This is a genomic window from Kitasatospora xanthocidica (genome assembly GCF_014656195.1).
Taxonomy (GTDB): domain Bacteria; phylum Actinomycetota; class Actinomycetes; order Streptomycetales; family Streptomycetaceae; genus Kitasatospora; species Kitasatospora xanthocidica.
Genome location: NZ_BNBY01000003.1, coordinates 356,876 through 377,992 on the forward strand (window position 1 = coordinate 356,876; position 21,117 = coordinate 377,992).

Annotated in this window: 19 protein-coding genes and 1 pseudogene; 11 read left to right on the forward strand and 9 right to left on the reverse strand. The window is 70.6% G+C overall.

Going from position 1 to position 21,117, the window contains the following annotated elements; genetic code table 11:
• The first annotated feature begins 896 nt into the window (after positions 1-896).
• Entirely contained in the window at positions 897-1,661 is a 765-nt protein-coding gene (locus IE332_RS07760; protein WP_189914391.1) for a glycoside hydrolase family 12 protein, read from the forward strand.
• A gap of 154 nt (positions 1,662-1,815) precedes the next feature.
• Here the strand turns inward: IE332_RS07760 and IE332_RS07765 are convergent, their stop codons facing one another.
• Complete coding sequence (locus IE332_RS07765; protein ID WP_189914392.1) at positions 1,816-2,502, reverse strand: NADPH-dependent F420 reductase; 687 nt, start codon at positions 2,500-2,502, stop codon at positions 1,816-1,818.
• A gap of 74 nt (positions 2,503-2,576) precedes the next feature.
• On the opposite strand from IE332_RS07765, the gene IE332_RS07770 reads away from it, so the two are divergent.
• The 6 genes from IE332_RS07770 (at position 2,577) to rbsD (ending at position 9,186) form a co-directional block, all read left to right on the forward strand.
• On the forward strand, positions 2,577-2,957 hold the full coding sequence (locus IE332_RS07770; RefSeq protein ID WP_189914393.1) for a winged helix-turn-helix transcriptional regulator: 381 nt from the start codon (positions 2,577-2,579) through the stop codon (positions 2,955-2,957).
• A 306-nt stretch (positions 2,958-3,263) separates the two neighbouring features.
• Positions 3,264-4,352 (forward strand): LacI family DNA-binding transcriptional regulator, encoded by a 1,089-nt coding sequence (locus IE332_RS07775; protein ID WP_189914394.1) that lies wholly within the window; start codon positions 3,264-3,266, stop codon positions 4,350-4,352.
• Positions 4,349-5,869, forward strand: a complete 1,521-nt coding sequence (locus IE332_RS07780) for a sugar ABC transporter ATP-binding protein (RefSeq protein ID WP_189914395.1) — start codon at positions 4,349-4,351, stop codon at positions 5,867-5,869. Before IE332_RS07775 ends, IE332_RS07780 begins: the two co-directional genes overlap by 4 nt.
• On the forward strand, positions 5,859-7,805 hold the full coding sequence (locus IE332_RS07785) for an ABC transporter permease/substrate-binding protein (RefSeq protein WP_189914396.1): 1,947 nt from the start codon (positions 5,859-5,861) through the stop codon (positions 7,803-7,805). The genes IE332_RS07780 and IE332_RS07785 overlap by 11 nt, the downstream gene beginning before the upstream one ends.
• An 80-nt stretch (positions 7,806-7,885) precedes the next feature.
• The gene (locus IE332_RS07790; protein WP_189914397.1) at positions 7,886-8,800 is read left to right on the forward strand and encodes a ribokinase; all 915 of its coding nucleotides are present in this window, start codon (positions 7,886-7,888) and stop codon (positions 8,798-8,800) included.
• Entirely contained in the window at positions 8,797-9,186 is a 390-nt protein-coding gene (gene rbsD, locus IE332_RS07795) for a D-ribose pyranase (RefSeq protein ID WP_189914398.1), read from the forward strand. Before IE332_RS07790 ends, rbsD begins: the two co-directional genes overlap by 4 nt.
• Before the next feature lie 148 nt (positions 9,187-9,334).
• Here the strand turns inward: rbsD and IE332_RS07800 are convergent, their stop codons facing one another.
• Positions 9,335-9,628 (reverse strand): DUF1330 domain-containing protein, encoded by a 294-nt coding sequence (locus tag IE332_RS07800; RefSeq protein ID WP_189914399.1) that lies wholly within the window; start codon positions 9,626-9,628, stop codon positions 9,335-9,337.
• A gap of 175 nt (positions 9,629-9,803) precedes the next feature.
• On the opposite strand from IE332_RS07800, the gene IE332_RS07805 reads away from it, so the two are divergent.
• The 4 genes from IE332_RS07805 (at position 9,804) to IE332_RS07820 (ending at position 13,978) form a co-directional block, all read left to right on the forward strand.
• Positions 9,804-10,691, forward strand: coding sequence for a LysR family transcriptional regulator (locus IE332_RS07805; RefSeq protein WP_308437536.1), 888 nt, complete (start codon positions 9,804-9,806; stop codon positions 10,689-10,691).
• Between the two features lie 206 nt (positions 10,692-10,897).
• On the forward strand, positions 10,898-11,341 hold the full coding sequence (locus IE332_RS07810; RefSeq protein WP_189914401.1) for an SRPBCC family protein: 444 nt from the start codon (positions 10,898-10,900) through the stop codon (positions 11,339-11,341).
• 143 nt (positions 11,342-11,484) lie between these two features.
• Positions 11,485-12,474, forward strand: a complete 990-nt coding sequence (locus tag IE332_RS07815) for an aldo/keto reductase (protein WP_189914402.1) — start codon at positions 11,485-11,487, stop codon at positions 12,472-12,474.
• A 286-nt stretch (positions 12,475-12,760) separates the two neighbouring features.
• Complete coding sequence (locus IE332_RS07820) at positions 12,761-13,978, forward strand: GTP-binding protein (protein ID WP_229928408.1); 1,218 nt, start codon at positions 12,761-12,763, stop codon at positions 13,976-13,978.
• A 47-nt stretch (positions 13,979-14,025) separates the two neighbouring features.
• Here IE332_RS07820 and IE332_RS07825 read toward each other — a convergent pair whose 3' ends face one another.
• The 7 genes and pseudogenes from IE332_RS07825 to IE332_RS40770 all read right to left on the reverse strand — a co-directional run bounded on the left by IE332_RS07825 (position 14,026) and on the right by IE332_RS40770 (position 20,958).
• Positions 14,026-15,333 (reverse strand): YibE/F family protein, encoded by a 1,308-nt coding sequence (locus IE332_RS07825; protein ID WP_189914404.1) that lies wholly within the window; start codon positions 15,331-15,333, stop codon positions 14,026-14,028.
• A gap of 509 nt (positions 15,334-15,842) precedes the next feature.
• Positions 15,843-16,670: a tyrosinase MelC2 gene (melC2, locus tag IE332_RS07830; RefSeq protein ID WP_189914405.1), complete on the reverse strand. Its 828-nt coding sequence runs from the start codon at positions 16,668-16,670 to the stop codon at positions 15,843-15,845.
• A 50-nt stretch (positions 16,671-16,720) separates the two neighbouring features.
• On the reverse strand, positions 16,721-17,116 hold the full coding sequence (gene melC1, locus IE332_RS07835; protein WP_229928409.1) for an apotyrosinase chaperone MelC1: 396 nt from the start codon (positions 17,114-17,116) through the stop codon (positions 16,721-16,723).
• A gap of 692 nt (positions 17,117-17,808) precedes the next feature.
• Positions 17,809-18,249, reverse strand: a pseudogene (locus IE332_RS07840) (condensation domain-containing protein); the annotation flags it as partial.
• Positions 18,250-18,405: 156 nt separating this feature from the next.
• The gene (locus tag IE332_RS07845; protein ID WP_505744296.1) at positions 18,406-19,896 is read right to left on the reverse strand and encodes an NACHT domain-containing protein; all 1,491 of its coding nucleotides are present in this window, start codon (positions 19,894-19,896) and stop codon (positions 18,406-18,408) included.
• Positions 19,812-20,252, reverse strand: a complete 441-nt coding sequence (locus IE332_RS07850; protein ID WP_229928411.1) for an NACHT domain-containing protein — start codon at positions 20,250-20,252, stop codon at positions 19,812-19,814. Before IE332_RS07850 ends, IE332_RS07845 begins: the two co-directional genes overlap by 85 nt.
• Complete coding sequence (locus IE332_RS40770) at positions 20,155-20,958, reverse strand: hypothetical protein (protein ID WP_229928412.1); 804 nt, start codon at positions 20,956-20,958, stop codon at positions 20,155-20,157. Before IE332_RS40770 ends, IE332_RS07850 begins: the two co-directional genes overlap by 98 nt.
• Positions 20,959-21,117 lie beyond the last annotated feature (159 nt).

Here is a 21,117-nt window from a genome sequence, read left to right on the forward strand (position 1 = left end):
GGCGTGCAGCGGCCAAGGGGTCCGCACACAAAGGCTGTTCGGCTCCGACCGGCTACCGCGCGGGCAGGGCGCTACAGCGTGCCGAGTCCGACGTGGCCGGTGGACCTCCGGACGCCGGTCCCGCCGCCGGAGCGGCTGCCGACGGTGAAGCCGCAGTCCTTCGCGTGGGCGTGCGTCGTCACCCGGGGATCTTGGTGGGGCGCCCGCCTGGTTACAAGAGTGTTAACGCTCACAATTGGCGTGTCAATGCTTTCGACGGCAGCGCCGACAAGGCCGCCCCCACCCCGGGCGCTCCCGCTCCGCTCCGCTCGGAGGCGGTCGGACGGCGGCGTGCGCGAGGCGCCTTCGTCCGGCGCGTCGGTACCGCGGTTGCCGACGCACGCGGATGAGCCGGTGACGATCGCCGCCCGCCGTCCGATCTTTCCCCACCGGCTTCGGGAATCTCCTCACCCGTCACATCGGCACCCGCCCCGGCACCTTCCGCCACATCCACCAGGGCCGATAGCGGTGCCGCGAAGGCCAGGTGGCGGGCGCGGCCGGTGCCGTTCGAAAGCGATTCGACGGTTCTTCGAGGGCGGTTCGACACTCGGCAGGTGAAAGAAATGTGCCCTCCCGCACAGAGTCTTGCCGCGCAGAGGTCCGATCATTACTACTGTCCCCAGACGCAAGGGCTTCGACGCTTCGCACCTGGGTCCGGCGAGCCCGGTGCTTGCGAGCAGAGGGGACCGAGCACCGTTCCCGCAGTTCCTGAGCGCGCCACCTCGGACGGGGCCGAGCCGCGCCGTCCCGAGCCCGAACTCGCCGGCCAGCGACACCTCGTAGCGACACCTCGCCGCGCCGGATCCCGCCACCAGACCGGGGTCCGGTACCACCCATCGCCGTCCTTGGAGGGACACATGAGATGGCACACCCGTAAATCCATCAGCGGAAGGTCGGCCGGGTTCGGCCGGCTGGCCCTGGCCGTCGCCGTGATCGCCGGGTTCCTGAGCCTCGCGTCCCCGGCGCAGGCCCAGGTGGACTCCACCTGCGACAAGGGGGGTCAGTACACCCAGGGCAGTTGGACGATCTACAACAACATCTGGGGCCAGAACGCCGGTTGGCAGTGCCAGACCGTCAACAGCATCAAGTCCTGGTACGTCGACGCCGACCACTCCGGCGGCGGGGTCAAGTCCTACCCGAACACCTCGGTCCGACCCCAGACGCCGCTGTCGCAGTTGAACTCTGCGGGCTTCTGGTACAACACGTCGTCGGCGCCCGTCGCCGGCGGTGACTGGTGGAACTGGACGAGCGACTTCTGGTCGACCGGCAGCCAGGACGAGATCATGGTCTTCACCAGCTGGTCCGGGACGGCAGGCGGCTGGGGAAGGCAGATCGCGTCCAACGTGACCATCGGCGGCATCCTGTACGCGTCGGTCTGGCAGGCCGATCCCGGCTGGAACGTCCTGCAGCTCATCCCCGCCCAGCAGAGCAACACCGGCACCATCGACGCCTCGGCGGTCTGGCGATGGGCCGCGTCGCAGCACCTCCTGCGCAACACCAACTTCGACACGATGCAGTTCGGCATCGAGATCACCTCGACCAGCGGCACTCAGAAGCGCTACTCACTGAACGCCTACAGCGCCTGGTGGAACAACACCTCCGGCGGCGGATCGAGCATCTAGCCCCGTACTTCGCGGGTAGCCGCACGACGCGCGACCCGACGGTGCACTCCGTCCGCGTACAGGGGGCGAACGCCGGAGCGTTCCCCCGACGCACACCCTTCCGCCGGGCCTCGAACGACAGGGTCCGGCGGAAAGGCATGCGGAGTCCTCGAATTCAGGCGGGGAATGCCCCCGTGCTGCCTTCCGCGTCCTGGTGGCCCGGTCCGGCCGCGTACGCCAGCGGAGGTGCGATGGCCTGGGCGTCCACTCCCTCACCGACCCACAGGCCGATGAACAGCGCGGCCGTCGCCTCCAGGAGAGCCGCACGGTCGAGTCCGCCGCCGGCCACGGGTTCGCACCCCACGTCCCGCACCAGCTCACGCACGCGCGCGAGGGCCGTCCCGTCGTCCCCGCACACCGGAACAGCCAGTGGCCGCCCGTCGAAGACGGGCGGCCGCATGCGCCACACGTCCTCGTGGCAGAGGTTGAAGGCCTTGACCACGTGGGCTCCCGGCGCCGCCGCGGCCAGCTGCCGCGCGGCCGAGGGGCCTCCCTCCGTCAGCAGCCGGAAGCCCTGCCCGACCGGGTTGGAGCAGTCGAGCAGCACCTTGCCCTCCAGGGCCGCGCGAAGGTCCCGTACCACCTCCACTCCCGCCCCGAAGGGCAGCGCGGCCAACACCACCTCCTGAGCGGACTCGGCCGCCGCTCGCAGACCGGCATGCTTCGCGCCGCCCGTGCGCGTCGCGAGCAGCTCCGCCCTGTGCGGGTCCCGTCCCCCGATGATCACCTCGTGCCCGGCCCGCACCCAGTGGGTGGCGAGGGCGTCGGCCATGTTGCCCGTACCCAGTACACCGATTCTCATCATGCATCCTCTCTCCGTGCCTGCTTCGACCGTTCACACCGACGCTAGAAGGCCCGTCGGGCACCATGTGGTACGTGACGACCGACGCCTTCCTCGCCGACTGCCGCGCCCGCCTCGCCTTCGACCTGCTCTCCAACACCTGGAACGCCGTGGTGCTCTGGGCGCTGCGCGACGGCCCCAGGCGCCCCGCCGAACTACGGGAGCGGATCGGGGGCATCAGCTCCAAGGTCCTCACCGAGACCCTGCGCCGGCTGCAGTCCAACGGGCTGGTCGATCGGCAGGCACACCCTGGCGCACCATCACGGGTCGAGTACCGGCTCACCGCTCTGGGCCGGACCCTGCTGGCGCCCATCGACGCCCTGGGCGCATGGGCCTTCGAGCACGGCGACGAGGTCATGGCGGCCCAGGAGGCGGCATGCGCTTCCGCCCCGGAGCCCCCTCCTGCCACCTGTTAGACCGGTCCACGGCGTCAAGGCGGACGCCGGCAGATGACAGGCGAAGCCCCAGGCCAGAGGCCTGGGGCTGGCCTTGTGCGCGCCCGGTTCCCGCAGCGGTCGGCCGACCAGCGGGTCCGGCTCCCCCGCGCACGCCGGAACGGGACCGGCCGGACCGTCACGCACGGTGACGGCGAGTCCGTCGGCGCGGGGTTCATCACGATCAGGTTTCAGCCATCGGCTCGGGTCTTGCCGTGCGGGCATGTAATCGATTCCAATCGTGTTCACACGTCGATGTAATCGATTCCACGAGGAGGTGGGGCGGCTGTGACGAGCATCAAGGACGTCGCCGCGGAGGCAGGTGTGTCCGTCGCCACTGTCTCGCGTGTCCTGAATGAGCACCCTTCGGTGAGCGAGGACGCGCGGGCGCGGGTGCTGGCCGCCGTCGCGTCGCTCAGGTACCGGCCCAACGCCGTGGCGCGGTCGCTGCGCACCGATCAGACCCACACCCTGGGCCTCGTGATCAGCGACGTGCTGAATCCGTACTTCACCGAGCTCGCACGCTCCGTGGAGGAAGAGGCGCGGGCGCTGGGGTACAGCGTGATCATCGGGAACGCCGACGAGCGGCCGGAACTGCAGGACCACCACGTACGGACGCTGCTGGACCGCCGGATCGACGGGCTGCTGGTCTCCCCCACCGACGGCGGGTCGCCGCTCATGCTGGACGCCGCCCGGGCCGGGACGCCGATGGTGTTCGTGGACCGGTGGATCCCCGGCGTCGACGTGCCGGTGGTGCGGGCGGACGGGCGGAGTGCCGTACGGGACCTCGTCGCGCACCTGCACCGGCTGGGGCACCGACGGCTGGCGATCATCGCCGGGCCGGCGGCCACCACGACCGGGCAGGAGCGTGTGGAGGCGTTCCGCGAGGCGCTGGAGGAGTACGGCCTCGACCTGCCGGACCAGTACATCGGCCAAGGCGACTTCCAGGCCGACAGCGGCCGGCGGGCGACCGAGCGGTTCCTCGACCTCGCCGAGCCCCCGCAGGTCGTGTTCGCGGCGGACAACCTGATGGCGCTGGGAGCCCTGGACGCCGTTCGCGCCCGTGGTCTGCGGGTGCCGGACGACATCGCGCTCGCCGCGTTCGACGACATCCGCTGGTTCGTGCACACGGACCCGCCGATCACCGCGATCGCCCAGCCCACGGGCGAGCTGGGCCGGGCCGCCGTGCGCGCGCTCGTGGACCGCATCGAGGGGCGGGCGCCGCGATCCGTGACGCTCCCCGCCCGTCTCGTCGTCCGCCGCTCGTGCGGCGAGCCCCCCACGACGAACGAGACCCCGGCGACGAGCGAGCACCCCTCGACGAACGAGACCCCGGCGACCAACGAGAACCCCGTAACGAACAGGAGCCAGTCGTGAGCGACCCGGACGAGTTGCTGCGCATCGAGGGCATACGGAAGTCCTTCCCCGGGGTGGTCGCGCTGGACGGCGTCGACTTCGACCTGCGGCGGGGCGAGGTCCATGTGCTGCTCGGTGAGAACGGCGCGGGAAAGAGCACCCTGATCAAGACGCTCTCCGGTGCCCACTCACCCGACGAGGGCCGCATCCTGGTCGGTGGTGAGGAGGTCCGCATCCATGGTGCGCAGGACTCCGAGCGGCTCGGGATCGCCACCATCTACCAGGAGTTCAACCTCGTCCCCGATCTGACGGTCGCCGAGAACATCTTCCTGGGGCGCCAGCCGCGCCGGTTCGGGATGATCGACCGGAAGCGGATGGAGGCGGACGCCTCGGAGCTGCTGGAGCGCGTCGGCCTCAGCGTGTCGCCCCGCGCGCGGGTGCGCGAACTGGGCATCGCGCGCCTGCAGATGGTCGAGATCGCGAAGGCGCTGAGCCTGGACACCCGGGTTCTGATCATGGACGAGCCGACGGCCGTGCTGACCTCCGAGGAGGTCGAGAAGCTCTTCGTGATCGTGCGCAAGCTGCGCGAGGACGGCGTCGGGATCGTCTTCATCACGCACCACCTGGAGGAGATCGCCGCCCTCGGGGACCGGGTCACGGTCATCCGGGACGGCAGGTCGGTCGGCCAGGTGCCCGCCTCCACGCCGGAGGAGGAGCTCGTCCGGCTGATGGTGGGCCGGTCCATCGACCAGCAGTACCCGCGCGAGCGGGCTGCCGCGGGCGACGCGCTGCTGTCCGTGGAGGGACTGTCCCGGGACGGTGTCTTCCACGACGTCAGCTTCGAGGTGCGGGCCGGCGAGGTCGTCGGCGTCGCGGGGCTGGTCGGGGCGGGTCGGACCGAGGTGGTCCGGGCCGTCTTCGGGGCCGACCCGTACGACCGCGGTACGGTCCGCGTCTCCGGGACTTCCCTGAAGCGGCACGACATCGGCGCCGCCATGACCGCGGGCATCGGGCTGGTGCCCGAGGACCGCAAGGGTCAGGGGCTCGTGCTCGACCAGTCGGTCGAGGAGAACCTCGGACTCGTCACGCTCAAGTCCGCCACCAAGGCCGGAATCGTCGACCTCAGGGGCCAGCGCGACGCCGCCGCGCGGATCGCCGGGCAACTCGGCGTACGGATGGCCGGCCTCGGCCAGCAGGTGCGCACGCTGTCCGGTGGCAACCAGCAGAAGGTCGTCATCGGCAAGTGGCTCCTGGCCGACACCAAGGTGCTGATCCTCGACGAGCCCACCCGCGGCATCGACGTCGGCGCCAAGGTCGAGATCTACCAGCTCATCAACGAACTGACGGCGGCCGGGGCCGCCGTACTCATGATCTCCAGCGATCTGCCCGAGGTGCTCGGCATGAGCGACCGGGTGCTGGTGATGGCCCAGGGCCGGATCGCGGGCGAGTTGTCCGCGGACGAGGCCACGCAGGACGCGGTCATGTCGCTGGCCGTGAGCATTCCCACTACCGAACTGGAGGCCCCCCGTGGCCGCTGAAACGCTCAAGAGCGGTACGGGCGCCGGTGGCGCCGCGGCGTTGCGCCGTCTGCTGCTCGACAACGGCGCGCTGACCGCGCTGATCGCCCTCGTCATCGCCATGTCGGCGCTGTCGGGCGACTTCCTCACCACCGACAACCTGCTCAACGTCGGCGTCCAGGCGGCCGTGACCGCCGTCCTCGCCTTCGGCGTCACCTTCGTGATCGTCTCGGCGGGCATCGACCTGTCCGTCGGCTCGGTGGCCGCGCTGTCGGCGACCGTGCTGGCGTGGAGCGCCACGGCGCACGGGGTGCCGGTGGTCCTCGCGGTGCTGCTGGCGCTGGCGACGGGTGTGGCCGCCGGCCTGGTGAACGGCTTCCTGATCTCGTACGGCAAGCTGCCGCCGTTCATCGCGACGCTCGCGATGCTGTCGGTGGGGCGCGGTCTGGCGCTGGTGATCTCGGACGGATCGCCGATCGCGTTCCCGGCCTCGATCTCCCACCTGGGTGACACGCTCGGCGGGTGGCTGCCGGTGCCGGTGCTCGTCATGGTGGCCATGGGCCTCATCGCGGCGTTCGTCCTCGGCCGTACGTACATCGGCCGCTCGATGTACGCCATCGGCGGCAACGAGGAGGCGGCCCGGCTCTCGGGTCTGCGGGTGCCCAAGCAGAAGCTGGCGATCTACGCGCTGTCCGGTGTGTTCGCCGCGGTCGCCGGTGTCGTCCTGGCCTCCCGGCTCTCCTCCGCGCAGCCGCAGGCCGCCACCGGGTACGAGCTGGACGCCATCGCCTCCGTCGTCATCGGCGGCGCCTCCCTCGCCGGGGGCACCGGCAAGGCCTCGGGGACGCTGATCGGCGCGCTCATCCTCGCGGTGCTGCGCAACGGGCTGAACCTGCTGAACGTCTCCGCGTTCTGGCAGCAGGTCGTCATCGGTGTGGTCATCGCACTCGCGGTGCTGCTCGACACCGTGCGGCGCAAGGCCGGGGCCGCTCCCACGCCGATCGGGTCACCCGGCGGCGGAAAGGGCAAGCAGTTCGCCACGTACGGACTCGCGGCCGTCGTCGCGGTCGCGATCGTCGGTGCGACGTCCTTCCTGCACAACGACCCGAAGTCCGGCACCCAGAAGATCGGCCTCTCGCTCTCCACGCTCAACAACCCGTTCTTCGTCCAGATCCGGTCGGGTGCGCAGGCCGAGGCGAAGAAGCTCGGGGTCGACCTGACGGTCACCGACGCGCAGAACGACGCCTCGCAGCAGGCCAACCAGCTGCAGAACTTCACCAGCTCGGGGCTCGGTGCGATCGTCGTCAACCCGGTGGACTCCGACGCGGCGAGCAACCCCGTGGCGGCCGCGGGCAAGGCGAAGATCCCGGTCATCGCCGTCGACCGCGGCGTCAACAAGGCCGACGTGAACGCGCTGGTCGCCTCCGACAACGTCGCCGGCGGTGAGCAGGCGGCCAAGGCCATCGCCGACAAGCTCGGTGGCAGCGGGAAGATCGTGATCCTCCAGGGGCTGGCCGGTACCTCCGCCGCGCGCGAGCGGGCCGAGGGCTTCGCCAAGGGACTCCAGGCGTACCCGGGGATCGAGGTCGTCGCGCAGCAGCCGGCCGACTTCGACCGGACCAAGGGGCTCGACGTCATGTCGAACCTGCTCCAGGCGCACCCGGACGTCCAGGGCGTCATCGCCGCGAACGACGAGATGGCGCTCGGCGCGGTGAAGGCGCTCGGGTCCAAGGCCGGCGAGTCCGTGCAGGTCGTCGGCTTCGACGGAACCCCGGACGGGCTCACGGCGGTCGAGCAGGGGACGCTGTACGCGTCCGTGGCCCAGCAGCCGTCGCAGCTCGGGAAGATCGCCGTGGACAACGCGGTCAAGGCGATCAAGGGTGAGAAGGTCGAGGAGACCGTCAAGGTGCCGGTGAAGGTGGTCACGAAGGAGACCGTGGCCGGGTTCAGCGGCTGACACGGGGAATGGGTGGCCGGAGTGCCCGCTGAAGCGGCGCTCCGGCTGCCCTGTTTCGGATTTTCTGATTGGGGAGTTTCATGTACGACTACGACGTGTTGGTCGTCGGGTCGGCCAACGTCGATCTCGTGATCGGTGTCGAGCGCAGGCCCGGCGCCGGGGAGACGGTGCTCGGGTCGGACCTCGCCGTCCACCCCGGCGGCAAGGGGGCCAACCAGGCGGTCGCCGCCGCGCGGCTCGGGGCGCGCACGGCGCTGCTCGCGCGGGTCGGGGACGACGCGAACGGCCGGCTCCTGCTGGAGTCGCAGCGGAACGCGGGGGTCGACACGGCAGGCGTCCTGGTGGGCGGGGCCCCGACCGGCGTCGCGCTGATCACCGTCGACCCGTCGGGGGACAACAGCATCGTGGTGTCACCCGGCGCGAACGGGCGGCTCACGCCGGAGGACGTCCGGGCCGCCGGGCCCCTGTTCCACGCCTCGCGGGTGGTCTCGGCGCAGCTGGAGATCCCCTTGGAGTCCGTCGTCGAGGTCGTGCGGCAACTGCCGTCCGGCACCCGGTTCGTGTTGAACCCCTCTCCCCCGCAGGCGCTGCCGGCCGAGGTCCTGGCGGCCTGCGACCCGCTGATCGTCAACGAGCACGAGGCCCGGGTGATCCTGGGCGGCGAGACCATCGGCGACGATCCCGCCGCATGGGTACGGACGTTGCTCGCGAGCGGGCCCAAGTCGGTCGTGGTGACGCTCGGTTCGGAGGGCGCGCTGGTCGCGTCCGCCGAGGAAGCCGAGGAGGAGGTCGTCCGGGTCGCGTCGGTGAAGGTCGACGCCGTCGACACGACGGGTGCCGGTGACTCCTTCACCGCCGCACTGGCCTGGAAGCTGGGCGCGGGGGCCTCACTCGCGGAGGCCGCCGCGTACGCCGCCCGGGTGGGCGCCGTCGCCGTGACGCGGCGGGGAGCCCAGGAGTCGTTCCCCACCGCCGAGGAGGTCGAGGCGCTGTGAGGAAGGGCGGGATTCTGAATCGCCATCTCACCGGAGCCCTCGCCGAGTTGGGGCACGGTGACCGGGTGCTCGTGTGTGACGCGGGGATGCCGATCCCGGACGGGCCCCGGGTGGTCGACCTCGCCTTCCGGGCGGGGATTCCGTCGTTCGAGTCCGTCCTGGCCGGGCTCCTCGACGAGTTGGTGATCGAGGGGGCCATCGCCGCACAGGAGGTACGGGAGGCGAACCCCGCCGCGGACCGGCTGCTGACCGACTCCTTCGCCGAACTGGCGTACGTGCCGCACGAAACCCTGAAGGAACTGAGCGCGGGCGCCCGCCTGGTGGTGCGCACCGGGGAAGCCCGGCCGTACGCGAACGTGCTGCTGCGGTGCGGGGTGTTCTTCTGACCGGTCCCGGCGGCTTCTAGCGGTTTCCAGGGCTGGTCGCACCACGTGGTCGGTTTGATCCGGCCCCGAGTTGCCTGTGCAGGCGCTCGGCTGGGGTTTCCCGGCCGAGCGTTCTGCGTGAGCGGCCGTTGAGCTCGACGCCCGCCGGTCAGTCGATGCCCTCGGTGATGCGGAAGTCGCGCTCGAAGCCGTCGGGGAGGGCCACCAGCGCCTTCTGGTACGCCTCGCTCTCGTATGCCGCGACGGCCTGTTCAAAGCTGTCGAACTCGACCAGAACGACGCGTTGCGTGATTCCGGCCTCGTGGGCGACGACTCGACTGCCACGGGACAGGAGCCGCCCGCCCGCGGCCCGGACAGCCGAACGGGCCAGCTCGTCGTAGGCAGCCAGCCTCTCAGGGCCGGAATCGGCGGGGTAGACACTGACCCAGTAGCCCTTGGCCATGGAAAACCTCCTGTGGTGGGCCGGACACGTCCGACGCCGAATTGACGCTCGGATCGATCGATCCCGGCATGTGCAGGCTAGGGCTCGATGTGCGGTCGGGGGAAAGACAGGTACGGGATAGAGTCAGAACGGATCGTTATCAATCGGCAGGGAGAGGCACGTGGCGCCGGATACGGTGAGCCTGCGGTACTTCCTGGTGCTGGCACAGGAGTTGAACTTCACCCGCGCGGCCGCACGGATCGGTATCGCACAGCCCGCGCTCAGCGCCCGGATGCGCCGGTTAGAGGCGGAACTCGGTACGCCCCTGCTGGTCCGCGACACCCGTAGCGTCGAACTGACCACGGCCGGTGCGGCTTTGGCGGAGTCCGCGCCGCCCGCGCTGGCGGCGCTGGACCGGGCATGGGACACCGCCCGGAGCGCGGCGGCCGGTGCACTGGGCACGCTGCGCATCGGATACAGCCTCAGCGCCGGGGCCGAGACCGCACCGGCCCTGGTGGACAGGCTGATTCGCGGCACCAGCGGACTCGAGGTCAGCGCGGTCCCGATGGCGACACCGGAGATCTCCCCCGCGGTCGCCGACGGCCGCATCGATGCCGGGATCACCCGCGGCGAACAACCGGGCCGTGACGTGCGCCGGTTCCTGCTGCGGCGTGCGCGCATCGGGGTCCAGCTGGCGCAGCACCATCCGCTGGCCGGACACCCGGAGATCGAGATCGCCGACGCGGCCGCGTATCCGCTGCGCCTCCCGGACCGTGCGGCCAACCCCGTGATCCACGATCAGCTGTCCGCGGTGTTCCGGGACACCCGACCGCACCCCCGATTCCACACGCTCCCGGTCTCTTTCGACATGTCCCAGCGCGACCTGCGCGACGGAGTCACCCTCGCCCCGGCCGGAGAAGCCGCGGCCACGGCACAACCGGCCGGTCTCACCTGGCGACCGCTGCGGGGCGCGCCCAGCCTGACGATCCACCTGGTCCTCCCACGCGAGCAGTCGCCACTGCACCGCCGCATCCGCGCCGTCGCCAGAACCCTGGCGCACGAACTCCACTGGCTGCCGGACTGACGCGCGAGAGGACAGCAGCCCCCGCCGCATGCTCGACCCGCGAGCGAGCCGAGCGGGAGGCACGCGAGTGTCGCCGGTGCGACGACGAAACCGGCGTCGCGACCCAGGGTGACCGGCGCCGTACCCCCCGCGGCCGGGAGGCGCGGGCCAGGACTCTCTGGAATCCTGGCAGTGAGGCGCTTGCCGGTACACAGCGAGGAGCCGACATGTCGGGACTGTTCGAGACGACTGTAGAGGTGGACCGCCCTGTGCAGGAGGTCTTCGCCTATCTCGCCGACGGTCGCCACGACCCCGAGTTCAGTCCCCGGGTCCTGGAGATGGCGAAGACTCCGGACGGCCCGACTGCCGTCGGGACGGTCTTCCGCAGCACCGTGAAGGACGCCGGGATGAAGACCTCCCGCCAGTTCCGCATCACCGGCCTGGAGGCTCCGCGCACGGTCCGCTGGAGCGAGGAGAGCAAGAACCTGATCACCGCCGAGGGCGGCTACGATCTGGAAGCCCTGCCGGACGGCCGTACCCGCGTCCGGATCTTCAACACGCTCGACGGCCACGGACTCGGCAGGGTCCTGGTCGGCCCGGCGCTTCACGCGGCTCGCAAGGACGCGCCCGACTTCGGCCGCCGGATCAAGGCCGCGATCGAGGGGTCCTGACCGGGGCCGGCAAGGGGATCGGTCTCGCCGTGACGCAGGCACTCGGCGAACAGGCACAGCGTGCTCACGGTCGCGCTGAACCAGCCCGGCGAGGACGGTTCGGCGATCCTGGGCCGCAACGAGACGAGGGGCTGGCACGCCACATGCACCAGCGCAGTCTGCGGGACCTCCAGGTGTCGGCCATCGGCCTCGGCTGCATGGGGATGTCCGCCTTCTACGGCACGGCCGACCAGGACGAGGGCGTCGCGACCATCCGCCGCGCCCTGGACCTCGGCATCACCTTCCTCGACACGGCGCAGGTCTACGGGCCGCTCACCAACGAGTCCCTGGTCGGCGAGGCCGTCCAGGGGCACCGTGACGAGTACGTGATCGCCACCAAGTTCAACTACCGCATGGACGACGCCGTTCCGGGCGACATGTCGACGGTGGGCCGCCAGGACGGCTCCGCCGAGCACGTCCGCGCCTCCGTCCACGGCTCGCTCGCCCGGCTCCGCACCGACCGCATCGACCTGTACTACCAGCACCGGGTCGACCCGACCGTGCCCATCGAGGAGACCGTCGGCGCGCTCGGCGAACTGGTCGCCGAGGGCAAGGTCCGCTACATCGGCCTGAGCGAGGCGAGCGCGGAGACCATCCGCCGGGCCGACGCCGTCCACCCGGTCACCGCCGTCCAGAGCGAGTACTCGCTCTGGACCCGCGACGTGGAAGCCGAGGTGCTCCCCACCTGCCGGGAGCTCGGGATCGGCTTCGTGCCGTACTCCCCGCTCGGCCGCGGCTTCCTCGCCGGCCGCTTCAGCTCCCCGGACGAACTCGACAAGGACGACTTCCGCCGCACCAACCCGCGCTTCACCGAGGCCAATCTCGCGGCCAACCTCCGGCTCGCGGACAAGGTCAAGCAGATCGCCGCCGAGAAGGACGTCACCCCGGCCCAGCTGGCGATCGCCTGGGTACTGGCCCGCGGCGAGCACCTCGTGCCCATCCCCGGCACCAAGCGCCGCACCTACCTGGAGCAGAACGCGGGCGCGGTCGACGTCGAGCTGACCGACGAGGATCTGGCCCGCATCGACGCCGAGTTGCCCGAGGTCGCGGGCGAGCGCTACGACGAGGACGGGATGCGGGCGGTGAACCGCTGACCGACCGCCACTGCCACTGACCGGACGGGTGCCCGCCGCAGCAGCCGGCGGGCCCGTACCGGATCACGTCGGTCGGCGGCCGCGCCTCCGGACGAACCCTCTCCCGGCCGTCGAGCCGCCTCGCGAACACCTCGGACCCTCGCTCCCGCGCGCCTTCCCGGCCCCCGCGCGCCCGTCGGGGACCGCCCCCACCCTCGGCTCCTCCAGCGGCTCCCCCCTCCCCGCTATTGAAAATGATTACCACTAGCATATGCTCCCAGGGGGATGCCGAACCAGAGGAGTCGATGTGAGCGGGAGCAGCGCCCGGGGCCTGTTGAGCGTGGTGGGTGGCAACACCCCGGGCATGCGAGGTCACCTGGTCGACCTTCTGCTCCACGGGCGGCCCGGGACCGTGGTGCTCGCGGTCTCGGTCGAGCCGGACGGCGGCCGGTACCCGACCGTGCAGCGGCACATCTCCGGCCACGGCCTGGGGCCGGAGATCCCGCTGTGCAGAGCGGGGCGGGGCGATCCCGCCGTGATCATCCGTCAGGAGCTGACCGCCCTCGCGCGCCGTACGCCCCGGGCTCACGTGGTGCTGGCGCTGCCCGGCGGCCTCGATGTCCTGGCCCTCCTGGCCGATCTCTGGCGCACGCCGATCGGCACGACGCCCGTGGAACACCACTACGACCTGGCCCCGATCGCCGTCGGCATCGATCCGGAACGCCTGCTCGCCGACCTGCGCTGCGTCCACCACTCGACGGCGATCGGCGTCGGAGACGGTGAGAGCGCCCCCGTCACCGTGGCGGAGGCGGCCGCGCGACTGACGGAGGCGGCGGAGGTGCTGGTCGTCCCGCAGGACGGGACCGACGCGTCGTACGTTTCGCACTCCGTCCTCGCGCACCTGAACCCGTCCGCGACCCTGCTGCCCGCCCCCGCCGACCTGCGGACCCGAGCCGCACGGGACGTCCAAGCCGCCCTCCTGACGCCGACGCCCCGGCAGGCGGTCTCCGACCGGCTGGCGGCGGCGTTCGACCCGGTCACCACTCCGCGCCTGCGGTCCCGCGACGACCACGGCCTCTCCTCGGTGCGCTGGCATGCCCGCCGGCCCTTCCACCCGGAGCGGCTGGCCCACGCGCTGCCGGCCGTCCTGCGCGGAATCACCCGCAGCCGGGGGCACCTGTGGCTGGCCAGCCGGCCCGACGCCGTGGTCACCTGGCGCTCGGCCGGGCGTCACCTGGAACTCCGCGAGGCCGACCGGTGGCTCACCGCGTCCGGGGGCCGGGACTGGTCCTCGGCCTCACCCGCACGCCGTACGCTCGCCGCCTGGCACTGGGACGGCTACTACGGCGAGCGCCGCAACGAGCTCGTCTTCATCGGCGGAGCGCTCGACCGTCAGCGGCTGCGCCGCCTGCTCGACACGGCCCTGCTCGACGACGGCGAGCTCTCCCTCGGGCAGGACGGTTGGCGTCACCTGCCCGACCCGATCCTCGGCCACCCCGGCCAGGACCCGCACGCGGGCGGCTGACCCGTCGGACGCCGCACGACCGACGGACGGTGGACCGAGCACCCGGCTCAGGTCCGGTCGGCGCCGCCGTTCCGTCGGCGGTGCCGACGGCCGTGCCGCGGGGGCCCTGCGGCCGCCCGGGGCGCGGAGTCGGGGTGGTCGGCCGCGGCGATCAGGGCGGCGAGGACGGTGGTGACCGGTACCGAGGCGACCAGTCCGATGCTGCCGACCAGGGTCCGGGCGATCTCCTCGGAGACCAGCTCGCTGGTCGCCACCGACACGAAGTCCCGCTGGGCGATGGAGAAGAGCAGCAGGAGCGGGAGGGCCGCGCCCGCGTAGGCGAGCACCAGGGTGTTGACGGTGGAGGCGATGTGGTCGCGGCCGATGCGCACGCCCGCACGGTAGAGCTGGCGGGCGCTCATCGTGGGGTCGGCCTGTTTGAGCTCCCAGACCGCCGAGGTCTGGGTGACCGTCACGTCGTCCAGCACGCCGAGGGAGCCGATGATGAAGCCGGCCAGCAGCAGGCCGCGGATCTCGATGTTCGGGTAGAGGTCGTGGATGAGGCCGGTCTCCTCGGAGGTGTTCCCGGTGAGGTGGGCCCAGCCGGTGAAGACCAGACCGAGGACGCCGATCAGCACCAGCGAGATCAGGGTGCCGACGACGGCCACCGAGGTACGGGCGGAGAGCCCGTGGCACAGGTACAGCGCGATCAGCATGATGGCGCTGGCACCGACCACCGCCACCAGCAGCGGATCGGAGCCGTGCAGGATCGCCGGGAGGATGAACAGCGACAGGACGGCGAAGCTGATCGCCAGGGCGATCAGGGCGGTCAGGCCGCGCCAGCGCCCCACCACCAGGACGGCCACCGCGAACAGTCCCGCCAGCAGCGCGATCGGGGTGTCCCGGTCGACGTCGACCACCGTGTACTGGATGTCCGGCGGCGCGTCGGGCGCGTAGGTCAGGATCACCTCCTCCCCCACGCTGTAGCGGCGCAGCTCGTTCGGGTGGACGCTCACGGTGAACGTGCGGCCCTTGTCCTTGCCCGTCGTCACCTCGACGGTGTCCTGCTGGCAGGTGCCGGTGTCCGCGGGGTTGACGTCGGAGCAGGGAATCTCCACCACCCGGGTGACCTTGCCGCGCTGGGTCTGCTGGTCGAAGCCGACGCCGGTGCGTTCGTGCGCGGGCACCCCGCCGGGCCACAGGACGACGAGCCCGACGACGACCGCCACGCCGAACGGGATCAGCACGGCGGCGATGATTCTGCGCAGGTGGGCCGAGACCGGCGTGGCGGGGCCGTGGGCGTGCGTGTGGACCACCGCGCCCACCGACGGTTCGTCATGGTGTGCGTCGCCGTTGCCCGGCGGCCTCTCCTCCATGCTGCGACTCCTCCACGCGGTCCCGACACCACGTCCGATCTTCGGCTCTTCTCCCCGCTCGGCCCGGCAGGTCACGTCGGCCGGGCGCGCCGCCGCCGGCCACCGGCACGGTGAGGCGGGCGTCACCGCTCACGCCCCCACGGGCCGGGTCTCCGCGGGAGCGGGGGCCCGGCCCGTTCCCGTCCGCGCGTACGCCAGCAGTTCCCGGGTGCACGGGTCGGCAGGAGCCTCGCACAGCCTGCGCGCCGGGCCGCTCTCCACGATCCGGCCGGAGCGCACCACCGCGATCCGGTGCGCGACGTGCCGCACCAGGGCCAGGTCGTGGCAGATGAGCAGGTAGGCCGGGCGGCCGGGCGGACCAGCTGGGACTCGCCTTCCCGGAGGGGCATCACGTCGTCCACGGATATGAGATCGACGGACGCCAGGAAGACTCGTCCGGTCTGGCGGCGCCGGGAGCGGGGGCCGGAGCATCGGCCACTGCTCCGGCCCCCCGGCCCGCACCGGCCGGATCAGTACGCGCTGTCGTACGTGTAGAACTTGGTGTGGTCGAGCAGGTCGGCCGGGGTGACGTCGTTCCACGGCTTCATGGTGTCGTTCAGGGCGACCACGTTCCTGGTGCGGCGGACCGGCTGGTAGCCCTGGCCCGGGTGGCGGCTCTGCCAGCCGGCCCAGAGGCGGTCGATCATGCAGTGGTGCATCCAGAACACCGGGTCGTTGGGCGACATTCCGGTGCTCATGTTGCCGCCGACCCAGACGTGCACCCGGTTGTGCAGGTTGATGCCCGTCCAGCCCTCCAGGTTGTTGCGGAAGCCCGAGCTGGAGCTGTTGAACGGCGCGGCGTCGTACGTGGCGATCGCCAGCACGGCGTCCACGTCGGCCCTGGTCGGCAGGGACTCCCCGCCCTGGCCCAGCTCGCGGGTCAGGTAGTTGCGGGTGTCGGGCCTGACGGTGAGCGTCCAGTTGCCGCCGCTCTGCGCGAACGGGCCGGTGGCGACCCGGCCGCCGGTGCCGGTGCCGTCACCGCCGAGGAAGTCCGGGCCCCAGAGCGAGGAGTTCGGGGTGCGGTCGGTGGTCCAGTCCCAGTACGGCAGCGTGACGGTGGCGTCGATCGCCTGCAGCGCCCGCTCGAAGCGCAGCAGGAAGCTGCGGTGCCAGGGCAGGAAGGACGGCGCACGGTGGCCGGTGCGCTCGGTGGTGTCGGTGTCGCTCATGATGAAGTCGTTGTGCGTGCTGACGAACGCGTCATAGGTGCCGCGGCGCTTGAGTTCCAGGACCGCGTTGACGAAGGCGCGCTTCTCCGCGGCCGTCAGGGTCGCCTGGTTCTTGCGGACTGCCATGGTTCTTCCTTCGAGGGTGGTTTGTGCGGAGGCCGGAGTGCGGTCCGGAGTCAGGCGGCGAGCGGGGCCAGGTCGGCGCCGTCCAGGGAGTTGACGGCGGCCCGGGCCAACGCGCGCGGCGTGGCGAAGGTCTGGTAGTGGTTGATGACGCTGATCCAGGTGCCGTCCGCGTTGCGCATCATGTGCAGTTCCCGGCCGTCGATCAGCACCATGTAGCCGCTCATCGCGTGGTGGCCCTCGCCGGACATCGGCATGCCCTGGATGCGGCGGTTGCGGAAGACCTCGTCGAAGCTGTCGCCGCTCTCGGTGTCGGCGCCGCTGGCGGGTGTCACGGTGGGGCCGGTGAGGCCCAGGACGACCGTGCCCGCGGCGACGGCCGTCGCGACGACGGTGCCTTGCAGCATCCGCCGGCGGGTGATTTCGGTGGTGGTGGTGGATTCGGACATGGCAGTGCCCCCCAGATGGAAAATGTGAAGAACTTTCAGTGCCCCCGTTCTTCGCGGACCGGTCGGCAACGTCGCGTGCCAGCCCCCGTCGGCGCTGGTCAGGACGATCCGGTGGCGATCGGCCCGCTCGGAATCATTCCTACCAGTCGTGAGCGAACACTCCGTATGTGTGATCGATTCGAGGAGCTTGAGTGACCGTTTCAAGCCGGTCGCGTGAAAGTTGTTGCATCTTCTACAGACGTCAGACCTTCGGTTCGCAGCGAATCCCGCACGCGGAAACCGAAGATCCTTCGCCCGGGGGGCCACCGCGCCGCAAGGCCTGCGGCCCTGACGCACCCTTTGTGACGGTCGCTACACGAACAGGATGGCGCGATGCCGACAGGTGATCACACACCTGCTTCGAGGCGGTCGGTCGCAAGGGACTCGCAGCCGTGGGAGCGGGTGCGGAAGGCCCCCGCACCCGGCTCGGGACGGCTGCCGGCTGCCGGCTGCCGGCTGCCGGCTGCCGGCTGCCGGGCCATGGTCGGTTCTCCTTCGCCGTCAGTCATCAGGTGTCAGTAGGCGACCGGAAGGCCGCACAGCCGGCGTTGCAGCGGGTTGGGACGCCAGTCCGGCGCCGCCTCGTCGGCCAGCCGCAGCTCGGGCAGCCGGCGGACCAGCGTGCCGATCGCCACCTCCGCCTGGAGCTTGGCCAGCGGGACCGGCACCTCGGCGGGGTCCAGCACCCGCTGGTGCGGAATGCCCGCGATGTGCGGGAAGACCGTCCGCAGGGTCTCGTGCCGGGCCAGCACGTCGGTGAGCGCGGCGCTCAGGGCGGCGCGGTCGAGGTCGCCGGACAGCCGTAGCGCCAGCGGCATGTGGTACGTGGCGCTCGGTGCCCCGAACTGCTGGAGGAACCAGAGCCGGCGCTGGGCGAAGGACAGCGGCATCGGTTCGCGGCGGGGCCGGGGCGCCAGGGCCTGCCGCGCGGCGGCGGCCTCGTCCAGCCCGGCCGCCAGCCCGGCGGGCGTCGGGGTCCGGAACAGGGCGCGCAGCTCCAGTTCGACCCCGAGGGTCGCCCGGACCCGCGAGACCAGCCGGGTGGCGAGCAGCGAGTGCCCGCCGAGGGCGAAGAAGGCCTCGTCGAAGGCAACCCCGTTCAACCGGAGCTTCGTTGTGTTCGTGACGGGTCGACCCCGAACTCCTCTCACCGCCGGGGCCTGCGCACTCACGTGATCACCGCGCTTTGGAACGCCCCTGCGGCGGTGGGGTTGCGACGACTTCTGGATTCGCTTGCGACGCTATGGAGTTCACGCGTGTCGAGTGAACGTGGCCTGGAATCTTCCATGTTCGTCAACACTTGTTGTGGCCCGCCAGTGTAGAAACAGGCAATCAGCGATCTGATTGGCCAGGTAGTTGGCGTCTGCTTCTGCGACCTCGAGCCGGAATGTAGTGACCGCCGTGTTCGCCTTCAGGCGTTTCAGCATGGACGCGACCTGGTCGATTCCGACCACGTAGTCCGGCCGGGCTGAGAGCACCTCCAGGTCGGGGAACGTCGCGGTCAGGTCCTCCACGTCGATGTCGGACAGGGAGCTGTCCGTCATCACCGTGGTAACGGCCCGGCGAGTCGCCTTGGGCATTCCGGCCACCAGCTGCCACGACGTGAGGGAGGAATCCACGCACCGGACCTCCGCCCGCAGTTCTTCCACTTGGGGTAGGAGAAGCCGTTGAAACGACCGATGCTCGACCCGGCCGATGATCGCGAGCGCCCGCAGTGTCGAAGGAGCCCTCAATCCACTCAGTTGAGGTGCTGGGTCCACGAGCGTCAACTCATGAAGGCTCTCCAACTGCTCGACCACCTTGTAGCTCGACACGGGTCCGTCGATCTGAAGCCGGGCAAGGTTGGTGAGACATGACAAGTATGGAAGCCAATCCGCGTCCACCCTGAGCCAGCTGATCTCGGACAGAGCGGACAGCACGACGCGGGCGTACTCGTCGCGGTCGAAATCGCGCCACATCTCAATCAGTTGGCGGGCGATGGACTGATCGAAATGCCTGGCGTAATGAGCCAGGACCCGCATGGCGGCCGCGCCCCCGACGAGCCGGCAGGTATGCAGGATCGCTTCCACCTCGTGCGACCCCAGGCCGGGCGTCGGCGCGGGCATCTGATCCAGCGCCACCTCGCCCAGCCCTGCCAGTGCCTCCGCCTGCTTTCTGTCCTGGGGAGGAATCAGTTCCTGCGCCCGAGTCTGTGTCTCCCGACGCAGGTCGGCGTCCAGTGAGGGCGCGTTGCCCGCGCAGTCGACGGCGAGCACGATCAGCCGCGTGCGATGGGCTTTTTCCTTGCGGGCTCGCTTCAGCAGAACCCTGACGAGTTGGTTGCGCTCCGAGTCGCGCGCCCGTCCCGAGGTCATGACGACGACGTCCTGCCACTGGTCCTCGTGAGCGTGCTTGATCAGGAAGTTGAGGTCGTCGTCGTTGAGTAGTTGGTCCGCGGCCAGGTACTCCTGGAACGTGCGATGTACGAAGTCGACGCGGCCGACGGCGGGAGCACGCAGCAGCCCGGTGCGGACGAGAAGGTGTCGGGCGACGGAAGCCGGGTCGAGCGTGTCGTCCAGGGTCTCCCTCAGGTAGCTCCCCACCCGCTCCGCCATCTGTTCCAGGGAGACCTCGGTGAGATCGTTGCGGATCATCCAGTAGGCGAGCTTCCTGAGAATCAGCTCCTGGACCCCACTGCTGAGGCGGACGGTGTCCCCGGCGATGTTCCGCTGCTGATCGCGTCGTACGAGCAGTATCTCCAAGGCTGCAACGACAGGAAGCTCATGTCATTCAGCCACCCACCGTCGATGGCGGCCTGCCGAGCCGTGATCACATAACGGCACTTCTCGTAGCTGTTTGTGAGTTCTCGCAGCCAGTCCCGGACTTCCCCTCGTCGCCCGCTGGGCAGCTCGTCCACACCGTCGATCAGCAGAATGGCATGGCCCGAGTCGAGCGCGTTCCGCACGAATTCCTCCGGCGCGGCCCCGGCCAAGGTCCGGGCCGTGTAGTCCAGGAACTGCTCAGGCGTGGGCAGTTCCTTGGCGAAATGCCGCAGTGGGACGAAGAATGGCACAGCCCCGTTCCACATCTCCATGGGTGCCGGCAGCGTGCTGTGCATGGCACCGACGGCGATCCACTTCAACAAGGTCGTCTTGCCCGACCCGGCATCCCCCCCGGATCAGAGCACGCCGGGAGCGCGCGATGGCGTCCTCCACCCGCAGAGGTCCGCTGTGGCTGTCCTTGTAACCGGTCGGTGCCGGAGTCTGGGGCCGGTATCGAGCCGTCGAGCCGTGCCGCACCGCGCTGAGGCTGATGTACGAGGTACTCATCCGGTAGCTGAAATCCTGCTGGCGCAGGGTGACGCCGAAGAGTTCCATGCGGTCCAGCGACGCCGTCATGCACCGGTAGTACTTGGCGAGGAACTCTTCCTCGGCCTCGGAGTGCTGCTGAAGCGCCGCAAGATCGGAGTCCGCCAGTGGCTCCTCCGTCGCATTACGGCTGATCTTCGCCACCTGCTCGGAGGACTTCGCCCGAATCCAACGGTCAGCGCACTCCTGCCGGGTGGCGGATATGGCGTTGCCGGTCCAGCCCGCGTGCAGAGCGCAGGCCTGGGCGACTGCCACCGCCACATCGAGTGACGGGAGACTCCGGCCCTGCAGCGCCTTACCCAACGTCGACTTCGGCACCTGATGCCCGCGCGGCACCTGGCCGGTCAGCCTCGACAACTGCTCCAGGGTGGGATCGCCGCTGCGGACCTTCAAATCGGCGAGCCATGCCGCGAACTCCGCCACCGGCGGCAGGCCACCCCGAGACTCCTCCGCCATGCCCCGTCGCTCCCGTCCCGTACACGCCAGTCCGTCCATACCCGTCTCGCGCCGTCTCTGTCGGCCCCCCATTTTCCACCCTGCTGGGATCCCGACGCCCGTTCCGGCCGAATGGTCACACGGCGATCGCAGCGACCGCCGTGGCCGGTTGGAAGAAAG

Coding starts and splice junctions, on each gene's coding strand:
- IE332_RS07850 (WP_229928411.1), bottom strand. CDS start 20,252: ATGCACAGCACGCTGCCGGCACCCATGGAGATGTGGAACGGGGCTGTG.
- IE332_RS07790 (WP_189914397.1), top strand. CDS start 7,886: ATGTACGACTACGACGTGTTGGTCGTCGGGTCGGCCAACGTCGATCTC.
- IE332_RS07825 (WP_189914404.1), bottom strand. CDS start 15,333: ATGGAGGAGAGGCCGCCGGGCAACGGCGACGCACACCATGACGAACCG.
- melC1 (WP_229928409.1), bottom strand. CDS start 17,116: ATGTCCGAATCCACCACCACCACCGAAATCACCCGCCGGCGGATGCTG.
- IE332_RS07765 (WP_189914392.1), bottom strand. CDS start 2,502: ATGAGAATCGGTGTACTGGGTACGGGCAACATGGCCGACGCCCTCGCC.
- IE332_RS07810 (WP_189914401.1), top strand. CDS start 10,898: ATGTCGGGACTGTTCGAGACGACTGTAGAGGTGGACCGCCCTGTGCAG.
- IE332_RS07815 (WP_189914402.1), top strand. CDS start 11,485: ATGCACCAGCGCAGTCTGCGGGACCTCCAGGTGTCGGCCATCGGCCTC.
- IE332_RS07760 (WP_189914391.1), top strand. CDS start 897: ATGAGATGGCACACCCGTAAATCCATCAGCGGAAGGTCGGCCGGGTTC.
- IE332_RS40770 (WP_229928412.1), bottom strand. CDS start 20,958: ATGGCGGAGGAGTCTCGGGGTGGCCTGCCGCCGGTGGCGGAGTTCGCG.
- melC2 (WP_189914405.1), bottom strand. CDS start 16,670: ATGGCAGTCCGCAAGAACCAGGCGACCCTGACGGCCGCGGAGAAGCGC.
- IE332_RS07800 (WP_189914399.1), bottom strand. CDS start 9,628: ATGGCCAAGGGCTACTGGGTCAGTGTCTACCCCGCCGATTCCGGCCCT.